Annotated in this window: 30 protein-coding genes; all 30 read left to right on the plus strand. The window is 51.2% G+C overall.

What is annotated here, in order from left to right; genetic code table 11:
* Positions 1-69: 69 nt before the first annotated feature.
* Complete coding sequence (gene rpsJ / locus PsW64_RS14885; RefSeq protein WP_008547405.1) at positions 70-378, plus strand: 30S ribosomal protein S10; 309 nt, start codon at positions 70-72, stop codon at positions 376-378.
* Positions 379-399: 21 nt separating this feature from the next.
* Positions 400-1,116 carry a 50S ribosomal protein L3 gene (rplC, locus tag PsW64_RS14890; protein WP_063304106.1) on the plus strand — a complete coding sequence of 239 codons (717 nt, stop codon included), beginning with the start codon at positions 400-402 and terminating at the stop codon, positions 1,114-1,116.
* A complete protein-coding gene (rplD, locus tag PsW64_RS14895; protein WP_057463438.1) occupies positions 1,116-1,733 on the plus strand; it encodes a 50S ribosomal protein L4 in 618 nt (205 codons plus the stop codon). Before rplC ends, rplD begins: the two co-directional genes overlap by 1 nt.
* Entirely contained in the window at positions 1,733-2,026 is a 294-nt protein-coding gene (locus PsW64_RS14900; protein ID WP_057463437.1) for a 50S ribosomal protein L23, read from the plus strand. The genes rplD and PsW64_RS14900 overlap by 1 nt, the downstream gene beginning before the upstream one ends.
* A 13-nt stretch (positions 2,027-2,039) precedes the next feature.
* Positions 2,040-2,873: a 50S ribosomal protein L2 gene (gene rplB, locus PsW64_RS14905; protein ID WP_057463436.1), complete on the plus strand. Its 834-nt coding sequence runs from the start codon at positions 2,040-2,042 to the stop codon at positions 2,871-2,873.
* A 12-nt stretch (positions 2,874-2,885) separates the two neighbouring features.
* Positions 2,886-3,164: a 30S ribosomal protein S19 gene (gene rpsS / locus PsW64_RS14910; protein ID WP_057463435.1), complete on the plus strand. Its 279-nt coding sequence runs from the start codon at positions 2,886-2,888 to the stop codon at positions 3,162-3,164.
* A 2-nt stretch (positions 3,165-3,166) separates the two neighbouring features.
* Positions 3,167-3,547, plus strand: coding sequence for a 50S ribosomal protein L22 (gene rplV, locus PsW64_RS14915; protein ID WP_057463434.1), 381 nt, complete (start codon positions 3,167-3,169; stop codon positions 3,545-3,547).
* Positions 3,547-4,263: a 30S ribosomal protein S3 gene (gene rpsC / locus PsW64_RS14920; protein WP_057463433.1), complete on the plus strand. Its 717-nt coding sequence runs from the start codon at positions 3,547-3,549 to the stop codon at positions 4,261-4,263. Before rplV ends, rpsC begins: the two co-directional genes overlap by 1 nt.
* A gap of 43 nt (positions 4,264-4,306) precedes the next feature.
* Positions 4,307-4,720, plus strand: coding sequence for a 50S ribosomal protein L16 (gene rplP / locus PsW64_RS14925; RefSeq protein ID WP_057463432.1), 414 nt, complete (start codon positions 4,307-4,309; stop codon positions 4,718-4,720).
* Positions 4,721-4,743: 23 nt separating this feature from the next.
* Entirely contained in the window at positions 4,744-4,944 is a 201-nt protein-coding gene (gene rpmC, locus PsW64_RS14930; RefSeq protein WP_063289479.1) for a 50S ribosomal protein L29, read from the plus strand.
* Positions 4,945-4,954: 10 nt separating this feature from the next.
* The gene (gene rpsQ, locus PsW64_RS14935) at positions 4,955-5,197 is read left to right on the plus strand and encodes a 30S ribosomal protein S17 (RefSeq protein WP_057463454.1); all 243 of its coding nucleotides are present in this window, start codon (positions 4,955-4,957) and stop codon (positions 5,195-5,197) included.
* 58 nt (positions 5,198-5,255) lie between these two features.
* Entirely contained in the window at positions 5,256-5,624 is a 369-nt protein-coding gene (gene rplN, locus PsW64_RS14940) for a 50S ribosomal protein L14 (protein ID WP_057463430.1), read from the plus strand.
* The gene (gene rplX, locus PsW64_RS14945) at positions 5,624-5,941 is read left to right on the plus strand and encodes a 50S ribosomal protein L24 (RefSeq protein ID WP_057463429.1); all 318 of its coding nucleotides are present in this window, start codon (positions 5,624-5,626) and stop codon (positions 5,939-5,941) included. Before rplN ends, rplX begins: the two co-directional genes overlap by 1 nt.
* The gene (gene rplE / locus PsW64_RS14950; RefSeq protein ID WP_057463428.1) at positions 5,934-6,491 is read left to right on the plus strand and encodes a 50S ribosomal protein L5; all 558 of its coding nucleotides are present in this window, start codon (positions 5,934-5,936) and stop codon (positions 6,489-6,491) included. The genes rplX and rplE overlap by 8 nt, the downstream gene beginning before the upstream one ends.
* A gap of 33 nt (positions 6,492-6,524) precedes the next feature.
* Positions 6,525-6,830 carry a 30S ribosomal protein S14 gene (gene rpsN, locus PsW64_RS14955; protein WP_057463427.1) on the plus strand — a complete coding sequence of 102 codons (306 nt, stop codon included), beginning with the start codon at positions 6,525-6,527 and terminating at the stop codon, positions 6,828-6,830.
* A gap of 12 nt (positions 6,831-6,842) precedes the next feature.
* Positions 6,843-7,241 (plus strand): 30S ribosomal protein S8, encoded by a 399-nt coding sequence (rpsH, locus tag PsW64_RS14960; protein ID WP_057463426.1) that lies wholly within the window; start codon positions 6,843-6,845, stop codon positions 7,239-7,241.
* A gap of 44 nt (positions 7,242-7,285) precedes the next feature.
* On the plus strand, positions 7,286-7,819 hold the full coding sequence (gene rplF, locus PsW64_RS14965) for a 50S ribosomal protein L6 (RefSeq protein WP_063289478.1): 534 nt from the start codon (positions 7,286-7,288) through the stop codon (positions 7,817-7,819).
* Between the two features lie 11 nt (positions 7,820-7,830).
* Positions 7,831-8,184 carry a 50S ribosomal protein L18 gene (gene rplR / locus PsW64_RS14970; protein ID WP_057463424.1) on the plus strand — a complete coding sequence of 118 codons (354 nt, stop codon included), beginning with the start codon at positions 7,831-7,833 and terminating at the stop codon, positions 8,182-8,184.
* Positions 8,185-8,225: 41 nt separating this feature from the next.
* Positions 8,226-8,789, plus strand: a complete 564-nt coding sequence (gene rpsE, locus PsW64_RS14975; protein WP_063292674.1) for a 30S ribosomal protein S5 — start codon at positions 8,226-8,228, stop codon at positions 8,787-8,789.
* Between the two features lie 37 nt (positions 8,790-8,826).
* Positions 8,827-9,021 (plus strand): 50S ribosomal protein L30, encoded by a 195-nt coding sequence (gene rpmD, locus PsW64_RS14980; protein ID WP_057463423.1) that lies wholly within the window; start codon positions 8,827-8,829, stop codon positions 9,019-9,021.
* A gap of 19 nt (positions 9,022-9,040) precedes the next feature.
* On the plus strand, positions 9,041-9,508 hold the full coding sequence (gene rplO / locus PsW64_RS14985) for a 50S ribosomal protein L15 (protein ID WP_057463422.1): 468 nt from the start codon (positions 9,041-9,043) through the stop codon (positions 9,506-9,508).
* 47 nt (positions 9,509-9,555) lie between these two features.
* A complete protein-coding gene (secY, locus tag PsW64_RS14990; protein ID WP_057463421.1) occupies positions 9,556-10,896 on the plus strand; it encodes a preprotein translocase subunit SecY in 1,341 nt (446 codons plus the stop codon).
* Entirely contained in the window at positions 10,893-11,465 is a 573-nt protein-coding gene (locus tag PsW64_RS14995; RefSeq protein WP_057463420.1) for an adenylate kinase, read from the plus strand. The genes secY and PsW64_RS14995 overlap by 4 nt, the downstream gene beginning before the upstream one ends.
* 221 nt (positions 11,466-11,686) lie before the next feature.
* A complete protein-coding gene (gene rpsM, locus PsW64_RS15000; protein ID WP_063289475.1) occupies positions 11,687-12,055 on the plus strand; it encodes a 30S ribosomal protein S13 in 369 nt (122 codons plus the stop codon).
* Positions 12,056-12,120: 65 nt separating this feature from the next.
* A complete protein-coding gene (gene rpsK / locus PsW64_RS15005; protein WP_054664941.1) occupies positions 12,121-12,510 on the plus strand; it encodes a 30S ribosomal protein S11 in 390 nt (129 codons plus the stop codon).
* Positions 12,511-12,584: 74 nt separating this feature from the next.
* On the plus strand, positions 12,585-13,613 hold the full coding sequence (locus PsW64_RS15010) for a DNA-directed RNA polymerase subunit alpha (protein WP_057463419.1): 1,029 nt from the start codon (positions 12,585-12,587) through the stop codon (positions 13,611-13,613).
* An 82-nt stretch (positions 13,614-13,695) separates the two neighbouring features.
* Positions 13,696-14,130, plus strand: a complete 435-nt coding sequence (gene rplQ, locus PsW64_RS15015) for a 50S ribosomal protein L17 (RefSeq protein WP_057463418.1) — start codon at positions 13,696-13,698, stop codon at positions 14,128-14,130.
* A 336-nt stretch (positions 14,131-14,466) separates the two neighbouring features.
* Positions 14,467-16,665, plus strand: a complete 2,199-nt coding sequence (locus PsW64_RS15020) for a methyl-accepting chemotaxis protein (protein WP_063304107.1) — start codon at positions 14,467-14,469, stop codon at positions 16,663-16,665.
* Between the two features lie 265 nt (positions 16,666-16,930).
* A complete protein-coding gene (locus PsW64_RS15025; protein WP_063292671.1) occupies positions 16,931-18,376 on the plus strand; it encodes a Do family serine endopeptidase in 1,446 nt (481 codons plus the stop codon).
* A 54-nt stretch (positions 18,377-18,430) separates the two neighbouring features.
* Positions 18,431-19,741 carry a replication-associated recombination protein A gene (locus PsW64_RS15030; protein ID WP_057463415.1) on the plus strand — a complete coding sequence of 437 codons (1,311 nt, stop codon included), beginning with the start codon at positions 18,431-18,433 and terminating at the stop codon, positions 19,739-19,741.
* The last annotated feature ends 228 nt before the right edge of the window (positions 19,742-19,969 follow it).

The following is a 19,969-nucleotide window of genomic DNA, read 5'->3' on the forward strand; positions in this document are numbered from 1 at the left end:
GAATTGAGTTCGAACTGCGGTTTGATCTTGTGTTAAACCGCAGTTGCCTTGCTCAGTTAAGGATTAGTCATGAACGGTCAGAATATACGGATCCGCCTGAAGGCGTTTGATCACCGTGTTCTTGACGCTTCCACTAAGGAAATCGTGAACACGGCGAAACGGACCGGCGCACAAGTGCGTGGACCAGTTCCGTTGCCGACGCGGATTGAGAAGTACACAGTACTTCGCGGACCGCATGTTGATAAAAAGAGCCGTGATCAGTTCGAAATGCGCACTCATAAGCGTCTTTTGGACATCGTCGACCCAACACCACAGACAGTAGATGCTTTGATGAAGCTCGACCTGGCTGCTGGCGTTGATGTCGAGATCAAGCTCTAAGTGCGGCAAGGGGACACAGTAATGCGTTCTGGAGTGATCGCACAGAAGGTGGGTATGACCCGTATCTATAACGCGGCAGGCGAACACGTGCCCGTTACAGTACTGCGTCTAGACAACTGTCAAGTTGTTGCTCACCGGACGGCAGACAAGAACGGCTACACTGCGCTTCAGTTGGGCGTAGGTGCGGCAAAAGTTAAGAACACGAACCGCGCGATGCGTGGCCACTTTGCAGTTGCAAAAGTTGAGCCTAAGCGCAAACTCGCTGAGTTCCGTGTTTCTGAAGAGAACTTGATCGAAGTTGGTGCTGAGCTTACAGCTGACCACTTCCTTAACGGTCAGTTTGTGGATGTAACCGGCACCTCTATCGGTAAGGGCTTTGCTGGTGCGATGAAGCGTCACAACTTCGGTGGTGGTCGCGCTTCTCATGGTGTGTCTGTTTCACACCGTGCGCACGGTTCTACCGGTCAGTGTCAGGATCCAGGTAAGGTGTTTAAAGGCAAGAAAATGGCCGGACACCTCGGTGCTGAACGCGTAACCACTCAGAACCTGAAAGTTGTACGTACTGACGTAGAACGTGGTCTGATCATGGTTGAAGGTTCTGTACCTGGCTCTAAAGGCGGTTGGATCCTGGTTCGTGATGCAATTAAGAAGGCTCTGCCAGTGAACGTTCCTGTACCAGGTGCATTCCGTCAGAACTCTGCTATTGCAGCGGCTGAAGCCGGGAAGGAAGGTGAGTGATGGAACTCGAGGTTAAAACCCTCGGCGGTAACGCAGCGGGTTCGATCACAGTGTCTGACGAGATCTTTGGTCTCGAGCCACGTATCGACCTAATCCAGCGTGTTGTTCGCTGGCAGCTTGCAAAGCGCCAGGCTGGTACACATAAAACTTTGGGTCGTTCCGAAGTTAATGGTACCACCAAAAAATTCGTACGCCAGAAAGGTTCTGGCGGCGCACGTCACGGTAACCGTAAAGCACCTCAGTTCCGTGGTGGTGGTAGGGCATTTGGTCCAGTTGTGCGTGAGCACGCTCATGAGCTTCCTAAAAAAGTTCGTGTTCTGGGTCTGAAGCATGCTCTGTCTGCAAAAGCAGCTTCTGGCAACCTTGTTGTTGTTGAAGATGCGAAATCAGCAGAAGCCAAAACCAAGGCTCTGAAGGACCAGCTCGGTTCTCTCGGATTGAACAGTGCGTTGTTCGTGGACGGTTCTGAAGTAGATGCAAACTTCGGTTTGGCTACTCGTAACATTCCACTCGTAGATGTACTGCCGGTACAGGGTATCAACGTTTACGACATTCTTCGTCGTGATACGCTGGTCCTGACCAAAGCGGCAGTTGCAGCTTTGGAGGAGCGCTTCTAATGAGCAAGCTCGTTCACTACGACAAAATCGTATCTCCGGTGATCACCGAGAAAGCTACTTTTGCCTCTGAAGAGAATAAGGTTGTTTTTAAGGTTGCTCTCACTGCAACAAAACCGGAAATCAAAGCAGCTGTTGAAGCTCTGTTCGGCGTAAAAGTCAAAGCAGTCAACACACTGGTTCGCAAGGGTAAAACCAAGCGCTTCAAAGGTGTTGTCGGCAAACAGAACGACTTCAAAAAAGCTGTGGTCACTCTGGAAGATGGTCAGTCCATCGACGTGACGACCGGTCTGTAAGGGGTAGGACAAAATGGCACTTAAGACATTTAATCCGACATCTCCTGGCCGTCGTCAGCTGGTCCAGGTAGACCGTTCTGATCTTTGGAAAGGCAAGCCAGTCAAGAAATTGACTGAAGGTCTGTCCAAGTCCGGTGGTCGTAACAACCACGGTCGTAAGACTGCGAACAACATTGGTGGTGGTCACAAACGTACCTACCGCCTGATCGACTTCAAGCGTCGTAAATTCGACGTTGTCGGTACTGTTGAGCGTCTGGAATACGATCCAAACCGCACCGCTTTCATCGCTCTCATCACTTATGATGATGGCGAGCAGGCATACATCCTTGCACCACAGCGTCTTGCTGCTGGCGATAAGGTTGTAGCTGGTGAAGCTGTGGATATTAAGCCAGGCAACGCTATGCCTCTGGCTTCTATTCCAGTGGGTACCATCATCCACAACATCGAGATGAAGCCAGGCAAAGGCGCGCAGATTGCTCGCTCAGCTGGTGCTTACGCTCAGATCGTTGGTCGTGATGCTGGTTACACAGTCATCCGTCTGCTTTCCGGTGAACAGCGTCGCGTTCTTGGCACCTGTATGGCTACCGTTGGTGCGGTATCCAACCAGGACCACGCGAACATCAACCTTGGTAAGGCTGGTCGTTCCCGTTGGCTGGGTCGTCGCCCACACGTTCGTGGTGTTGCGATGAACCCTGTCGATCACCCACATGGTGGTGGTGAAGGTCGCACCTCCGGTGGACGTCATCCGGTTACCCCTTGGGGCAAGCCGACCAAAGGCAAGCGCACACGCAGTAACAAGTCCAGCGATAAGTTTATCGTTCGGTCTCGTCACGCGCGTAAGAAGTAAGAGGAACGGATCGTGGCACGTTCGATCTGGAAAGGGCCGTTTATTGACGGTTACCTCCTGAAGAAAGCGGATAAGGTTCGTGAATCCGGCCGGAATGAGGTCATTAAGACCTGGAGCCGACGTTCTACCGTTCTGCCGCACTTTGTGGGGTTGACTTTTGGCGTCTATAACGGTCAAAAGCACATTCCTGTTTTGATCAGTGAAGACATGGTTGGGCACAAGTTGGGCGAATTCGCTCCTTCTCGTACCTACTACGGCCATGGCGCTGACAAAAAGTCAAAGAGGAAGTAGCGATGGGCAAGCAGAAGCATGAGCGGATGCTCCCAGACAACGAGGCAAAGGCGGTTTGCCGCATGCTGCGGGTTTCCCCGCAGAAGTTGAACCTCGTTGCTGCATCCATTCGCGGTAAGAAGGTTGGTACAGCACTTGCTGATCTGACTTTCTCCCGTAAGCGCATTTCAGGCGACGTCAAGAAGACCTTGATGTCTGCTATTGCTAATGCGGAAAACAACCATGATCTCGACGTCGACAATCTTGTCGTCGCCGAGGCTTATGTTGGCAAAGCGCTTGTCATGAAGCGTTTCCAGCCGCGAGCTCGTGGTCGTGTTGGACGGATCCTAAAGCCGTTTTCCAACCTGACTATCGTGGTTCGGGAAGTTGAGGAGACTGCCTGATGGGTCAGAAGATTAATCCAATCGGTTTTCGTCTTGGCATCAACCGTACCTGGGACTCTCGCTGGTTTGCTAGCAAGAACGAATACGGCGATCTTCTTCATGAAGATTTTCGCATCCGCGAATATCTGCTTAAAGAACTTAAGCAGGCTGCTGTATCCAAGGTCGTCATTGAACGTCCGCACAAAAAGTGCCGTGTAACTATTCACTCTGGTCGTCCAGGTGTTGTTATCGGTAAAAAAGGTGCAGACATCGAACGTCTTCGCAAGAAGCTGTCCGAGATGACAAATTCGGAAGTGCACCTCAACATCGTTGAAGTGCGCAAGCCGGAGACCGATGCAGCGCTTGTTGCAGCATCTATCGCTCAGCAGCTCGAGCGTCGTGTTGCTTTCCGCCGTGCCATGAAGCGTGCAGTTCAGTCTGCAATGCGTCTTGGCGCCCAGGGCATCCGTATTAACTGCGGTGGTCGTCTTGGTGGTGCGGAAATCGCACGTATCGAATGGTACCGTGAAGGTCGCGTGCCTCTGCACACTCTTCGTGCAGACATCGACTACGGCACTGCTACAGCACACACCGCTTACGGCGCGTGTGGCGTTAAAGTCTGGATCTTCAAGGGCGAAATCCTTGAGCATGACCCAATGGCTTCTGAACGTCGTGCGACTGAAGGTGGTGGCAAGAGCGAACGCCAAGGTGGCGGTCGGCGTGAGCGCGCTGCGTAAGCAGCGCCTTCACACGGCTTAACTATTAAAGCGAGAGAAAACGATGCTGCAACCAAAGCGTACTAAGTTCCGCAAGCAGCACAAGGGCCGCATCCATGGTAATGCCAAGGGTGGTACGGACCTCAATTTTGGTGCCTTTGGCCTGAAAGCCATGGAACCAGAGCGGATCACCGCTCGTCAGATTGAGGCTGCCCGTCGTGCAATGACCCGTTACATGAAGCGTGCGGGTCGCGTGTGGATCAGAATCTTCCCGGACGTTCCTGTGTCCTCCAAGCCGGCTGAAGTCCGCATGGGTAAGGGTAAAGGTTCTCCTGAGTACTGGGCGTGCCGGGTGAAACCTGGTCGCATCATGTTCGAAATGGACGGTGTGTCTGAAGATATTGCTCGTGAAGCAATGCGTCTGGCCGCTGCTAAACTCCCAATCAAGTGCCGGTTCGTCCAGCGCATTGGTGAGTAATCGGACATCGAAAGGAAAAGGCCATGAAGGCTAGCGACGTAAGAGCTAAGACCTCAGATGAGCTCAAGGCAAACCTGGAAGAACTGAAAAAAGAACAGTTCAACCTGCGTTTCCAGAGAGCAACTGGTCAGCTCGAAAACACCGCTCGTGTCCGTCAGGTTCGCCGGGACATTGCGCGGATCCAGACAGTCTTGCGCGACAAGCGCGTGTCTGACAACGCATAAGGAGCTAATGATGCCAAAGCGTATTTTGCAGGGTGTCGTTGTTAGCGATGCGAACGAAAAGACAGTAACGGTGAAGGTAGAGCGTCGCTTTACCCACCCTTTGCTGAAAAAAGTTGTGCGCCGTACGAAGAAGTATCGTGCACATGACGAAAATAATTCTTACAAGGTTGGCGACACCGTTCAAATTGAAGAGTGTGCTCCAATCTCTAAGAATAAGAAATGGACCGTTGTTTCTACGGAAGCAGCGAGCTAGTGAACGCATCCAGCATTTCTAACTTTTAGAGTGCTGAGAAAGAACAAGGCGACGAGTCATGATTCAGATGCAAACTAACCTCGACGTAGCCGATAATTCCGGCGCACGTCGTGTCATGTGCATCAAAGTGCTCGGCGGCTCCAAACGGAAGTATGCTGGCGTTGGCGACATCATTGTTGTCTCCGTCAAAGAAGCAATTCCTCGGGGTCGTGTAAAGAAGGGCGACGTGATGAAAGCGGTCGTCGTACGCACGGCTAAAGACATCCGTCGTGCTGACGGCAGTGTGATCCGGTTCGACAGCAATGCTGCCGTCCTGATCAACAACAACAAAGAACCGATCGGAACACGTATTTTTGGCCCAGTTCCTCGTGAACTGCGTGGCAAGAATCACATGAAGATCATTTCGCTTGCGCCGGAGGTGCTCTGATGCCCGCGAAGATCAAAAAGGGCGACAAAGTCGTCGTAATTGCCGGTCGTGACAAAGGAAAGACTGGGGAAGTTCTCCAGATGATTCCATCTGACAACCGCGCTGTCGTGCGTGGCGTTAACTTGGTGAAACGTCACCAGCGCCAGACCCAACAGAGCGAAGGTGGTATCATCACAAAGGAAGCTCCTATTCAGCTTTCCAATATTGCCATTGCTGATCCTAAGGATGGCAAGCCGACCCGCGTCGGTTTCACGACTAATGATGCAGGCGCCACTGTTCGTGTCGCTAAGCGTTCAGGAGACGTGATTGATGGCTGACGCTACTTACACTCCACGGCTCAAGGCGCACTACAATGATGTAGTGCGTGGTGAGCTTCAGGAGAAGTTTAACTACACCAACCCAATGATGATCCCTTCGGTCGAAAAGATCGTTTTGAACATGGGTGTTGGTGAAGCTGTTGGTGACAGCAAGAAGGCTCGTATCGCTGCTGAAGATCTTAGCTTGATTGCTGGTCAAAAGGCGGTTATTACCCGTGCTAGAAAATCTATCGCGACCTTCAAGGTTCGTGAAGATATGCCGCTGGGTACTAAAGTTACACTTCGTCGTAACCAGATGTTCGAATTCATGGATCGTTTGATCACAATCGCGCTTCCGCGTGTACGTGACTTTCGTGGCTTGAATCCGAAAAGCTTCGACGGACGTGGCAACTACGCTATGGGACTTAAAGAACACATTGTTTTCCCTGAAATTGACTACGATAAAGTAGATCAAATGTGGGGTATGGACATTGTTGTTTGTACCAATGCTAAAACCGATGACGAAGCGCGTGAACTGCTGCGCGCGTTCAACTTCCCGTTCCGCAAATAAAAGCGGTATACGGGAAAGGAACGAGGACAGACGATGGCGAAGAAAAGCGCGGTCGAGAAAAACAAGCGGCGCGTAGCTCTTGTTAGTAAATATGCTGACAAGCGTGCTGCCCTGAAGGCCATGGCCAAGGACGAGAGCTTGTCCCTGGAGGAGCGTTTCAATGCACGGCTGAAGCTTTCAAAGCTGCCGCGCAATTCCGCGCCTACACGGGTACGCAACCGGTGTGAAGTCACAGGTCGCCCACGCGGTTACTACCGCAAACTTAAGATGTCGCGTATTGCGCTTCGTGAGTTGGGTTCCCTGGGCAAGATCCCGGGTCTCGTGAAGTCGAGCTGGTAAGGAGTTACTGCTATGTCGATTTCCGATCCAGTCGGGGATATGATCACGCGCATCCGTAATGCGCAGATGCGTCGCAAATCTAAAGTAAGCACACCTGCTTCTAAGTTGCGCGCACACATCTTGGACGTTCTGATTTCTGAAGGTTACATCCGCGGTTATACCGCTGTTGACTTCGGTGCAGGCAAGTCTGAGCTTGAAATTGAGTTGAAGTATTTCGACGGTGAACCAGTGATTCGCACGATTGAGCGCGTATCTAAGCCTGGTCGTCGCGTATATTCTTCGGTCAAGAACATCCCACACGTTGCAAACGGCTTGGGTGTATCTATTCTGTCTACTCCTCAGGGCGTAATGGCAGACCACGATGCACGTGAGAAAAATGTGGGTGGTGAAGTACTTTGTCGCGTCTTCTGACGCGGCATTGCACGATTAACTAAAATAACAGACAGGTTGATCTTATGTCTCGAATTGGCAAGAAGCCAGTCCCCGTGCCAAGCGGGGTAACGGCAACGATCAACGGCCAGAATGTTATCGTTAAAGGCCCGAAGGGGGAACTCTCCTTCGTGGTCAACGATCTCGTTTCGGTCGATATGGCGGATGATGGTATCCGTCTTGATCCGCGCAACCAGTCAAAGACTGCGCGTTCTATGTGGGGTATGTCCCGCACCATGGTCGCTAACCTTATCACAGGTGTGACTTCCGGCTTCGAAAAGCAGCTGGCGATTACCGGTGTTGGTTACCGTGCACAGGTTCAAGGTAAGACCCTTAATCTTGCTCTTGGTTTCTCTCATGATGTCAAGTTTGACATTCCTGAGGGTGTAGAAATCAAATGTCCGAAGCCGACAGAAATTGTCATCAACGGCATTGACAAGCAGCAGATAGGGCAGGTTGCCGCGAACATTCGTGAATATCGCCCACCTGAGCCATACAAAGGCAAAGGTATTCGTTATGCGGACGAGTTCATCGTTCGTAAAGAAGGCAAGAAGAAGTAACGGTACGGACCATGGCGAATGGAAATTCTTTCGAACGTCGTCGCGCCCGTGTGCGCCGTTCGATCAAAAAGGTAGCGAACGGTCGTCCTCGGCTGTCCGTTTTCCGCTCATCCAAGCAGATTTACGCTCAGATCATCGACGATACCAAGGGTGTAACCCTTGCGTCCGCGTCTACCATTGAGAAAGACGTAAAAGTAGAAAACGGCGGCAATAAAGATGCTGCTGCTGCTGTAGGCAAGCTTATTGCTGAACGCGCTATTGCTGCTGGTATCAAAGAAGTCGTGTTTGATCGTGGTGGTTATATCTATCATGGCCGTGTTCAGGCCTTGGCAGATGCAGCACGTGATAGCGGTCTGAGCTTCTGATCAGCGCCTTTTGGTGCTCCTAGAGAACGGGAAACATTATTATGGCGAGACAGGATAACCGGGATCGTGACGAGCGCGACAGCGAATTTGTCGATAAGCTCGTTCACATCAACCGCGTCGCTAAAGTTGTAAAGGGTGGTCGTCGTTTCGGCTTCGCCGCTCTTGTAGTAGTTGGTGATCAGAAAGGCCGCGTTGGCTTTGGTCACGGTAAGGCTCGTGAAGTGCCAGAGGCCATCCGCAAAGCAACAGAAGCTGCTAAGCGTACTATGGTTCGTGTGCCACTTCGTGAAGGTCGTACTCTTCACCACGATGTTGAAGGCCGTCACGGCGCAGGTAAAGTTGTACTTCGTGCAGCACCTGCCGGTACCGGTATCATCGCTGGTGGTCCAATGCGTGCTGTGTTTGAGACACTTGGTGTCCAGGACGTTGTTGCGAAGTCCCTTGGTACTTCCAACCCGTACAACATGGTTCGTGCGACTTTCGATGCACTGAAAAAAGAAGACAGCCCGCGTTCTGTTGCAGCACGTCGTGGTCTCAAGGTATCTTCCTTGCAGGCTCGTCGTCGTGACAACGATGATGCGGCGCCAGTAAAGGCTGAGGCATAAGCCTCGCTTTTGCTGACTGAGAACAAGGGTTAGTGTCATGGCTAATACTGAAAAGACTGTAACAGTCGAACAGATCGGTAGCCCGCTTCGCCGTCCTGCTAGTCAACGTGCTACGTTGATTGGTCTGGGCTTGAACAAGATGCACCGTCGTCGTACTCTGAAGGATACTCCAGAAGTACGCGGCATGATCCGTAAGGTTCAGCATCTGGTTCGCGTTTTAGACGAAGCATAAGCGGACCGGGAGAACTATCATGAAGCTCAACGAACTCCGGGATAACCCGGGTGCTGTTTCGGACCGAACCCGCGTAGGACGCGGTATCGGTTCCGGTAAGGGCAAGACTGGCGGCCGTGGTGTCAAAGGTCAGAAGTCCCGTTCGGGTGTTGCTATCAAGGGCTTTGAAGGCGGGCAGATGCCATTGCATCGTCGTCTTCCAAAGCGCGGCTTCACCAATATCTTTGCTAAGGACCTGAACATTGTGTCCTTGGGTCGTGTTCAGACAGCAATCGACGCTGGTAAGCTTGACGCTTCCGCGACGGTGACTGTTGAAGCACTTGTTGCAGCAGGCGTTGTTCGCCGCGTTCTAGATGGCGTACGCCTTCTGTCCGACGGTGAGCTGAAAACAGCTGTAACTTTCGAAATTGCTGGTGCTTCCAAAACTGCTGTTGCAGCAGTTGAAAAAGCAGGCGGCAAGGTCGTAATCAAGGAAGGCAAGGCTTAACAGCCTTGTCTTTTTTCGGGGTGTATCCAAACTGACCGGAGCGCGGAATGGCTTCTGCTGCCGAGCAACTTGCTTCAAACCTTAACTTTTCTGCCTTTGCTAAAGCCGAGGAACTGAAGAAGCGGATCTGGTTCACGCTAGGCGCGCTTTTGGTTTATCGATTCGGAACCTATATCCCTCTGCCTGGAATTAATCCTGACGCGCTCGCACAGGCCTTCGGAAACGTACAAACTGGCATTGTTGGCCTGTTTAACATGTTCTCCGGTGGTGCTGTCGAGCGTATGGCTATTTTTGCCCTCGGCATCATGCCTTACATTTCTGCGTCGATTATCATCCAGCTTATGACTTCTGTTGTTCCTAGTTTGGAACAGCTGAAGAAAGAGGGTGAGCAAGGCCGGAAAAAAATTAACCAGTACACACGTTTTGGTACAGTGATTCTGGCAACCTTCCAGGCCTACGGTATTTCCGTTGGTCTTGAGGCTGGCGCGAACATTGTTATCGATCCGGGCTGGTTCTTCCGTATTGCAACAGTTCTTACCCTTGTTGGTGGTACTATGTTCTTGATGTGGCTGGGTGAGCAAATCACCTCTCGCGGCATTGGTAACGGCATTTCTTTGATCATTTTCTCCGGTATTGTTGCCGGGCTTCCTTCTGCGATTGCTTCCACTTTGGAACTTGGTCGTCAGGGCGCGCTCGCAACTCCAATCATTCTGGCAGTTATCATACTGTCTGTTGTGGTTATCGGCGTTATCGTCTTCATGGAACGTGCACAGCGACGGTTGCTGATTCAGTATCCACGTCGCCAACAGGGCAATAAGATGTTTGAGGGGAACACTTCGTTCCTGCCACTCAAACTCAATACGGCTGGTGTTATTCCACCGATTTTTGCGAGCTCCTTGTTGCTGGTACCAGCGACTGTAGCCAGTTTCCAAACCGGTGATTCCACTGGTTCGATGGCGTGGTTGACAACAATCACTGCGCTGCTGGGACACGGTCAACCAGCCTACATGGCTCTTTATGCAGCATTAATCATCTTTTTCTGCTTCTTCTACACCGCGATTGTTTTCAATCCGTCGGAGACAGCAGACAACCTCAAGAAGCATGGTGGCTTCATTCCAGGAATTCGTCCAGGCGAACGTACTGCGCAGTACATTGACCATGTGCTAACTCGCATTACGGTTGTCGGTGCAATATACATTACTCTCATTTGTTTGTTGCCAGAGTTCCTGATCTCAGCAACGGGTGTGCCGTTCTACTTCGGTGGTACGTCTCTGCTCATTGTTGTTAGCGTCACCATGGATACCGTTTCTCAGATCCAGGGACACCTTCTTGCTCATCAGTACGAGGGCTTGGTGAAGAAAACGAAGTTGAGGGGGAAACGTAGATGAGATTGATTCTTCTTGGCCCTCCTGGTGCTGGTAAAGGCACTCAGGCAGGTCGACTTGTTGCGGTGCATGGTATTGTCCAGCTTTCTACTGGTGACATGCTTCGTGCAGCTGTTGCAGCTGAAACCGAAGTCGGCTTGAAGGTTAAAGATGTTCTGACACGTGGTGACCTGGTTTCTGATGACCTGATTTGTTCCATCATTTCTGATCGTATTGATCAGGCTGATTGTGCAAAAGGCTTCATTCTGGACGGTTTCCCACGCACCATTGCTCAGGCAGACGCTCTTGGCGAACTGCTTGAGAAGAAGGATCAGAGACTTGATGCTGTTGTGCAGCTAAAGGTCGATGAAGGTATCCTTCTTGAGCGTATCGAAACACGTGCTCGTGAAAGCGCGGAAGCTCGATCCGATGACAATGCAGAGTCTTTGAAGAAGCGTCTTGCAGTTTACAACGAGCAGACAGCCCCGCTTATCAAGTACTATGGTGAGCGGAACATGCTGATGAGCGTTGATGGCATGAAGTCCGTTGACGAGGTTGCTTCAGAGATCGATACGATTTTGAGCACGGTTTAATCCGTGCTTTTTGAAGGCAGGCGCTTGCGCTTGCCTTTATAATAAAGTATAGCCGGCGCACATCGACACCATAATCGATTGGCGCCGGTTTTCCTTGGGAAACCGAGGCTGATCTTTTTGCTGTGTGATGGTGCGCCCTCAACCTGCCTGGTTGTAGGTGTGTTATCGGCAAAAAAATGGGAGAGGGAACAAACGTACCCTCGTAATTGGAGAAAACAAACGTGGCACGTATTGCTGGCGTCAACCTTCCGACGAATAAGCGCGTAGTTATCGCGCTGCAGTACATTCATGGCATTGGTGCGAAGTTCGCGCAGGAAATCACCGAGAAAGTCGGTATTGCTGCAGAGCGTCGCGTCAACGAACTTTCTGATGCAGAAGTTCTGAAAGTCCGTGAAGCAATCGACGCTGAATACACCGTTGAAGGTGATCTTCGTCGTGAAACTGCAATGAACATTAAGCGTCTCATGGACCTTGGCTGTTACCGTGGCCTGCGCCACCGTCGTGGTCTGCCTGTCCGTGGTCAGCGCACTCATACCAACGCTCGCACCCGTAAGGGCCCTGCTAAAGCGATCGCTGGTAAGAAGAAATAACTAGCCGGTTATCCGGTGGAGCCGCCGGCTATACGGCGGTGTAGATATCGAAGTTAGGAAATATAATGGCTAAAGAATCGACGCGCGTGCGTCGTCGCGAACGGAAGAACATTTCTTCAGGTGTCGCGCATGTGAACTCTACGTTCAACAACACCATGATCACCATCACCGATGCTCAGGGCAATGCGATCTCTTGGTCGTCTGCCGGCGCGCTTGGCTTTAAGGGTTCTCGTAAGTCTACCCCTTATGCTGCACAGGTCGCTGCCGAAGACGCTGGTCGTAAGGCTGCTGAACACGGCATGCGTACTCTCGAAGTAGAAGTACGTGGTCCAGGTTCTGGACGTGAATCCGCTCTGCGTGCGCTTCAGGCTGCAGGTTTCGTTATTACATCTATCCGTGATGTAACTCCGATCCCGCACAATGGTTGCCGCCCACGCAAGCGTCGCCGCGTCTAACAGTTCGTTAGGCTAGTTTTCCACCCAGGCAAGGATTAGTTGACTTTCAGGTCAACGGGAAAGCCAGAGGGTTTATGAACGTGACTATTCAAAAAAATTGGCAAGAGCTTATCAAGCCAACTAAACTCGACATTCGTGCTGGCGATGACGCGCGCTTTAAGGCTTCTGTGATTGCAGAACCTCTTGAGCGTGGCTACGGCCTGACTCTTGGTAACGCACTGCGCCGCGTTCTGCTTAGCTCCCTTCAGGGTGCTGCAGTGACTGCGGTTCAGATTGATGGCGTTCTCCATGAGTTCTCGTCTATTCCTGGCGTTCGTGAAGATGTGACTGACATCATCCTGAACATCAAGGAAATCGCGCTTCGCATGGAAGGCGAGGGACCAAAGCGTATGGTTCTGCGTAAGCAGGGTCCAGGTGCGGTCTACGCTGGCGATATTGAAACTGTAGGTGACGTTGAGGTTCTTAACCCAGGTCTGCTGCTGTGTAACCTTGATGAAGGTGCGGAAGTTCGCATCGAATTCACTGTAAACACTGGCAAGGGTTATGTTCCAGCTGCCGCTAACCGCCCAGAAGACGCTCCAATCGGTCTGATTCCGGTTGACAGCCTGTATTCTCCGGTTAAGAAGGTTTCTTATAAGGTTGAGAACACCCGTGAAGGTCAGGTTCTTGATTATGATAAGTTGACTTTGACTGTTGAAACTGACGGATCTGTGATCCCTGAAGATGCAGTAGCATTTGCTGCTCGTATCCTGCAGGATCAGCTGTCTATCTTCGTGAACTTCGAAGAGCCACAGCGTGAAGTTCAGGAAGACACAGTCGCGGAACTTGCGTTCAACCCAGCACTGCTGAAGAAGGTTGATGAGCTTGAGTTGTCTGTACGTTCGGCAAACTGCCTGAAGAACGACAATATCGTATATATTGGCGATCTCATTCAGAAGACAGAAGCAGAAATGCTTCGTACACCGAACTTCGGTCGTAAGTCTCTCAACGAGATCAAAGAAGTTCTGGCGCAAATGGGCCTGCATCTCGGTATGGAAGTGGCAAACTGGCCGCCTGAAAATATCGATGAGCTCGCTAAGCGCTACGAAGACCACCAATATTAAAGGAACAGGAACCGAGCGCGCTGCGTGAGGTTCCGGCGATCTGATGTACTAGATCGTAATTGACTTAACAAAGGAGAGGGCCATGCGCCACGGTAATTCCGGCCGCAAGCTCAATCGGACGTCAAGCCACCGTAAAGCGATGTTCGCTAACATGGCAGCTTCGCTCATCCAGCATGAGCAGATTGTTACGACGCTTCCGAAAGCAAAAGAGATGCGTCCAATCATCGAGAAGCTCATCACTCTGGGCAAGCGCGGCGACCTGCATGCACGTCGTCAAGCAATTTCCCAGATCCGTGACACTGCAATGGTAGCAAAACTGTTTGATACCCTTGCAGAGCGTTATGCGGACCGTCAGGGTGGTTATTCTCGCGTGCTGAAAGCTGGTTTCCGTCATGGTGATAATGCACCAATGGCTGTTATCGAGCTGGTTGAGCGCGACGTAGAAGCTAAAGGCGCTGCAGATCGTGCACGCGCTGCTGCTGAAGAAGCTGCTGAGACAGCTGAAGCTGCTGCATAAGCTTTTCGCATAAGCGATTTGAAAAAGGGTGCCTTCGGGTGCCCTTTTTTGTTGCCTGAATGAAATTCACTCAAGAGCTCTCATTTTTTGCAGAACGAATCTGATGAAATAGTTTGCGTTGCGTGAGTTTTAACAGGTGGAACTGGATTGCTCGGGTCAGGTTGGTACTGCAACTTATGATAGTACAGCGTGCTTCGAGTTTTGTGAGAAAACACAGCTAAATCATATCGGTATTTCAATTTTTCTTCGATTTGAAAAGCATTTTAAATATTTGTTTTAAGCGGAGATTAACACTATAGCCCGACTATGCTCCCAACGTATTACTCGGGGGCAAATATGCGTTCTAAATCTGATGAGAGCGGCTCTGTATCCTCACCTAGAGTCAAAAATTATTTTAATCGTATTGCTGTTCGTCTTCCATTCATTATGGTTGGGCTTGCAATTATTGCGAGTGCCGTTGTGGCATTCCTTGGGTATACGCGTGCTGAGAGCGCGCTGACTGAAGCGAGCAAGACACAGCTCGTACTCGTGGCACAGGCTCGTCGGGATACTCTCGATGAAAAGCTGGAGCGCGTTGATAGCGATATCAAGCGTCTGGTCAAGAGTAGCGCCATGCGCGTCACCATGACTGACCTGCTGGCCTCTATGGATTCTCTGAGTGCAGATAAGGATGACATCCTTAGCTACTTCCAAAAGAGTGGCTCTTCTGTTGCTGATCGTCTGCAGCTGACTGGGAATGGTAACAAGACGCTTTATTCCTGGCGTCATGCTGTTGTTCATCCAGACTTTGTGGCGAGTGTAACCGGTGGAGGTTATGCGGACATCCTGATCATGGATGCAAACGGTTTGGTGATTTACTCTGCGACCAAGTCCTCTGAGTTTCTTGAGAGCGTGAAGGATGGCAAGCTATCCGGTACATTGCTCAGTCAGGAATTCAATAAGGCGGCGAAAGCTACAGAAGGCGACGTGGTCTATTCTGAGATCGCTCAATATGCGCCTGATGGAAATTCTGCATCTCTTTTGATTTCGGCTCCTGTGTTTGTTGAAGACTTCAATCAGGTCACATTTAAGGGTGTGATCGCCATTCGTCTCGGCTCTGAGTTCTTCGATAGCGTTTTGCAAAATCGTGAGAATATGGGTGAGACTGGTCAGACCTATCTGGCACGCATTGATGGCACCATCCTTTCCAATCAGGTTCTGTCTGATGTGCCGACAGCGCTGGTGAAGAAAGATGATCCAGAGGTTGTTGCCAAAGTTGTCGAAGACCTGCAGGCGAACCTGGAAAGCAATGTTGGTTTTGCGGAAGTGAAGGAACAGTTTGTTCTGGCCCTGCCACTTGGTTTTGAAAATCTCCCAACCGTTATTGTTGCAAAGACTGATGTAAGCGAAGCGCTGGCTGTGGTTCATGCCCTCGCTAAAGAGATCATCATTAGCGGATTAATCGTGTTGGCAGTTGTTGCTGCAATTGGCATCTTCATGGCACGTAGTCTGTCTACTCCGCTTAATCGACTGTCAGCCAATCTTAATAAGATTGCGAACGGCAATCTGGATGTGGAGATTATCTCTGCTCAGCGTAAGGATGAGATTGGCGATATTGGCCGAGCTGTTCAGTCTTTCCAAGTTGGTCTTGTCCGTGCAAGAGAGCTGGATGAGAAGCAGGTGCGTGAGCAACATGAACAGGAAGAGCGTGTGAAGCGCGTGGATGCTTTGAACGAGAACTTTGATGTTGGCGTTCGAGACATCCTGACCACTGTGACTGATGCAGGCGGTAATCTGGAAACCACCGCGAAGAGTATGGCAAGCATCTCTGAGCAGACCAACACTGAAGCGCAGACGGTGTCTTCTGCTTCTGAACAGTCCTTGATGAACCTTCAGGCTGTTGCGGGTGCTGCTGAAGAACTTTCTGCGACTGTTGGTGAGATTGACCGTGAGGTTCGTCGTTCTGCTGATGTTTCCAAGCAAGCGGCTGAGAAGGCTGCTGCGGCTGAGGTGTCTGTAAACGGTCTTATGGAAGCTGCACAGCGCATTGGTGAAGTTGTATCTCTCATCAATGATATTGCAGATCAGACCAACTTGTTGGCACTGAATGCGACGATTGAGGCTGCTCGTGCTGGCGAAGCTGGTAAGGGCTTTGCAGTTGTTGCATCCGAAGTTAAAGGCCTTGCGAACCAGACTGGTCAGGCAACTGGCGAGATCAGTGTTCAGATTCAGTCTGTTCAGGCTGAGACCGAGAAGGCTGTTGCGGCTATCAAGGAAATCAGCACAGTTATTGGTGACGTGAATGAAGCGGCCACTGCGATTGCAGGTGCTGTTCAGGAGCAGGCCGTAACCGCAACAGATATTTCCAGCAATATTCAGCAGGTGACTTCTGGTAGTTCCGAGGTTGCTCAGGCCATTACCCGTGTGAGCATGATCGCAAGTGACGCTGGTCATGAAGCAGAGAATGTTCTTGGCGCTGCAAACCAGCTGACACACCAGTCAGAAGAGCTGAAGAACATGGTTGAACAATACCTTGAGAACATCCGGGCAGCCTAAATTCTGTCAGGTTTTATCGAGACGAGTGAGGCGCCGGGGAGACCCGGCGTTTTGCGTTTTGAGCAGGTGTGATCTTTTTTAGTGCACTCAAACTGTTACTAGTTTGAAATCCACATGCAGTTTTCGGGGATACGAGCTCGCTGCTTAAAACCGACAGATTGGCCTTTTCATTTCCATATTGCAGACTTATCTGTAACCTGCTGCTCCCAAATTTTTTGAAAGAAAATCATTGTGAACTGGGGGCTCTTGCCGAAGGGATTTAAGAATGGGTCAAATCAGGAAGTCAGCTGCTCACCTGCTTTTTTGTGCAGTTCTTGGGACTACTGGCGTTGTTGCAATGCAAAGCACTGGTGCACTGGCCAGTGAAAAGACTGTTCCAACATCTCAAGCCGAGATTTCACTTTCCTTCGCTCCTATTGTGAAGAAGGTCGCGCCAGCGGTGGTGAATGTGTACGCAAGTCGTACCGTGCAAGAGCGCCGCAGAGTTTCTCCATTCTTTGATGATCCGTTCTTCCGTCGTTTCTTTGGTGAGCAATCCGATCGGTTCGCACCTCGTTCGCGCAGCCGCGTTCAAAGCTCCCTGGGCTCTGGTGTGATCGTTTCTGCTGATGGCACGATTATTACCAACCATCACGTTATCGCGGGCGCTGATGAGGTGCGTGTGGCACTTTCTGATCGGCGTGAGTTTGATGCTGATATCATCTTGATGGATGAGCGCACAGATCTTGCCGTTTTGAAGGTGCGCAATGCAGAAGGGGCGTTCCCTGTTGTGCCGTTTGCCAACTCTGATGAACTTGAAGTGGGCGATCTGGTGCTGGCGATTGGGAACCCGTTTGGTGTTGGGCAGACAGTGACGCAGGGAATTGTCTCTGCTGTTGCGCGAAATCAGGTGGGCGTCTCGGACTATCAGTTCTTCATTCAGACAGATGCCGCCATCAATCCGGGTAACTCGGGTGGGGCGCTGGTTGATCTAAACGGTCATCTTGTTGGTGTGAACACTGCGATCTTCTCGCGTTCCGGTGGCTCCAACGGTATTGGTTTTGCAATCCCTGCCAATATGGTGGAAGTGGTTGCTTCAGCTGCTGATGACGGCGGTATCGTGCGCCGCCCGTGGGTTGGCACCAGTGTGCAGCCAGTCAGCTCTGATATTGCTGCCAGCCTTGGGCTGGAGCGTCCTAGCGGGGTTCTGGTGACACGTATTCAGGAAGGAAGCCCAGCTGACCGTGCTGGTATTCGTGTCGGCGACCTGATCATGTCTGTTGGAGGCACTCAGGTGGATGATCCAGATGCTTATGGTTACCGTTTGGCTACGAAGAAAGTTGGTGGTGTTACGCGTTTTGAGATGTTGCGCGGTGGTGAGGCCTTTGCTGTTGAGATCAGCCTTGAGCGTGCGCCGGAAACTGTGGCTAGAGATGAAAGAGAGATCAAAGGGAACTCGCCATTTACTGGTGTACGGGTTATGAATCTTTCTCCTGCTGTGGCTGAAGAGTTGCGCATGTACAACGAGTTTTCAGGCGTTGTAATTGCTGATATTAAAGCTCGTAGTACTGCTGCCTATGTCGGCTTTAAACCCGGTGATATCGTGGTTGAGATTAATGGCGCTGAAGTTCAAAGCACCAAAGACCTTTCCAAGCTGACCGGCACAAAGCAGCGCACCTGGAACATCACTTTCAAACGTGATGGTCAGCTACGACAGGTAAGTTTGCGATAATGCTGTTTTGAGAGTTTTACCCTCCAAAACAGTTTAGAGGAATGTTGAGAGACCATGAGTGATCTATTTTCCGCCAATGGGATGGATCAGCTGGAAGACAGGCCGCTTGCAGACCGCATGCGGCCTCGTGTTCTGGAGGATGTTGTCGGACAAGGCCACCTTTTGGGTGATGCTGGTATTTTAAGCCGCATGCTGCGGTCCGGCTCTCTGGGGTCTCTCATCTTCTGGGGGCCTCCGGGTACCGGTAAGACCACGGTTGCCCGTTTGCTTGCAGATGCTACGGAACTGGAATTTGAGCAGATCTCTGCCATTTTCTCCGGTGTTGCTGATCTCAAAAAGTGCTTTGAGCGGGCTAGAGGACGTCAGATTTCCGGCAAACGGACTTTGCTGTTTGTTGACGAGATCCATCGCTTCAACCGCGCTCAGCTGGATAGTTTCTTGCCCGTGATGGAAGATGGCACCATCACTCTGGTCGGTGCGACGACTGAGAACCCGAGCTTTGAGCTGAATGCGGCGCTGCTGTCCCGTTCGCATGTGTTGACGTTCCATTCACTCGATGAAGATGCGCTGATTGATTTGCTCAAACGCGCGGAAGAGGTGATGGGGCGTGACTTGCCGCTGGATGAGGATGCGCGTTTATCTCTCGTGCGTATGGCAGATGGTGATGGCCGGTCTGCATTGACTTTGGCGGAAGACGTTTGGCGTACGGCTGGCGATGACGAGATTTTCGACACGGAACGCCTTGCGGAAGTGGTGCAGCGACGTGCGCCGATCTACGACAAGACCAAGGACGGGCATTACAATCTCATCTCTGCGCTTCATAAGTCTATTCGCGGGTCGGACCCGGATGCGGCGCTCTACTGGATGTGCCGGATGCTAGAGGGCGGAGAAGATCCGCTATACATCATCCGCCGTTTGACAGTGATGGCTTCTGAAGACATTGGCATGGCTGATCCCAATGCGCTGGTGCAGGTGAATGCTGCACGTCATGCGTTTCAGCTGGTTGGTTCACCAGAAGGGGAGTATGCACTGGCTCAAGCCGCAGTCTATCTGGCTACAGCTCCCAAGTCCAATGCGTCCTATCTGGCTTATAAAGCTGCTCGCATGGATGCGCGGGAACATGGATCTCTTGTGCCGCCAAAGCACATCCTGAACGCACCAACCACGCTTATGAAGAAGATGGGGTATGGTGAGAGTTATCGTTACGATCATGATGAGCCAGATGCGTTTTCTGGTCAGGATTACTTCCCTGAGAAGATGGGCCGGCAAAAATATTATGAGCCGAATGCCCGTGGCTTTGAGCGTGATGTTCAAAAACGACTGAGCTATTGGGATCGCTTGAGAAAAGAGCGCGGCACTGCCTAGAGCTGTCTGTCTGGGTTCTCGTTGGGACGTTGCGACAGAATTCGTTGTTTCGCCTTTTCTGAAAACTGGCGGTCACTTTTCAAGACTACACATAAACTACACGTAACTTTGTTTGGGTTTCCCGATTGCATTCGGGCATCCTAATTCGCACACTGACATATGAGCTTGTTGCGTTCATTTATATCTGCGCATCATACTCTGACTTCTTTATTTAAGCGAATTCTGGTG

The organism is Pseudovibrio sp. W64 (assembly GCF_001623145.1).
GTDB lineage: Bacteria > Pseudomonadota > Alphaproteobacteria > Rhizobiales > Stappiaceae > Pseudovibrio.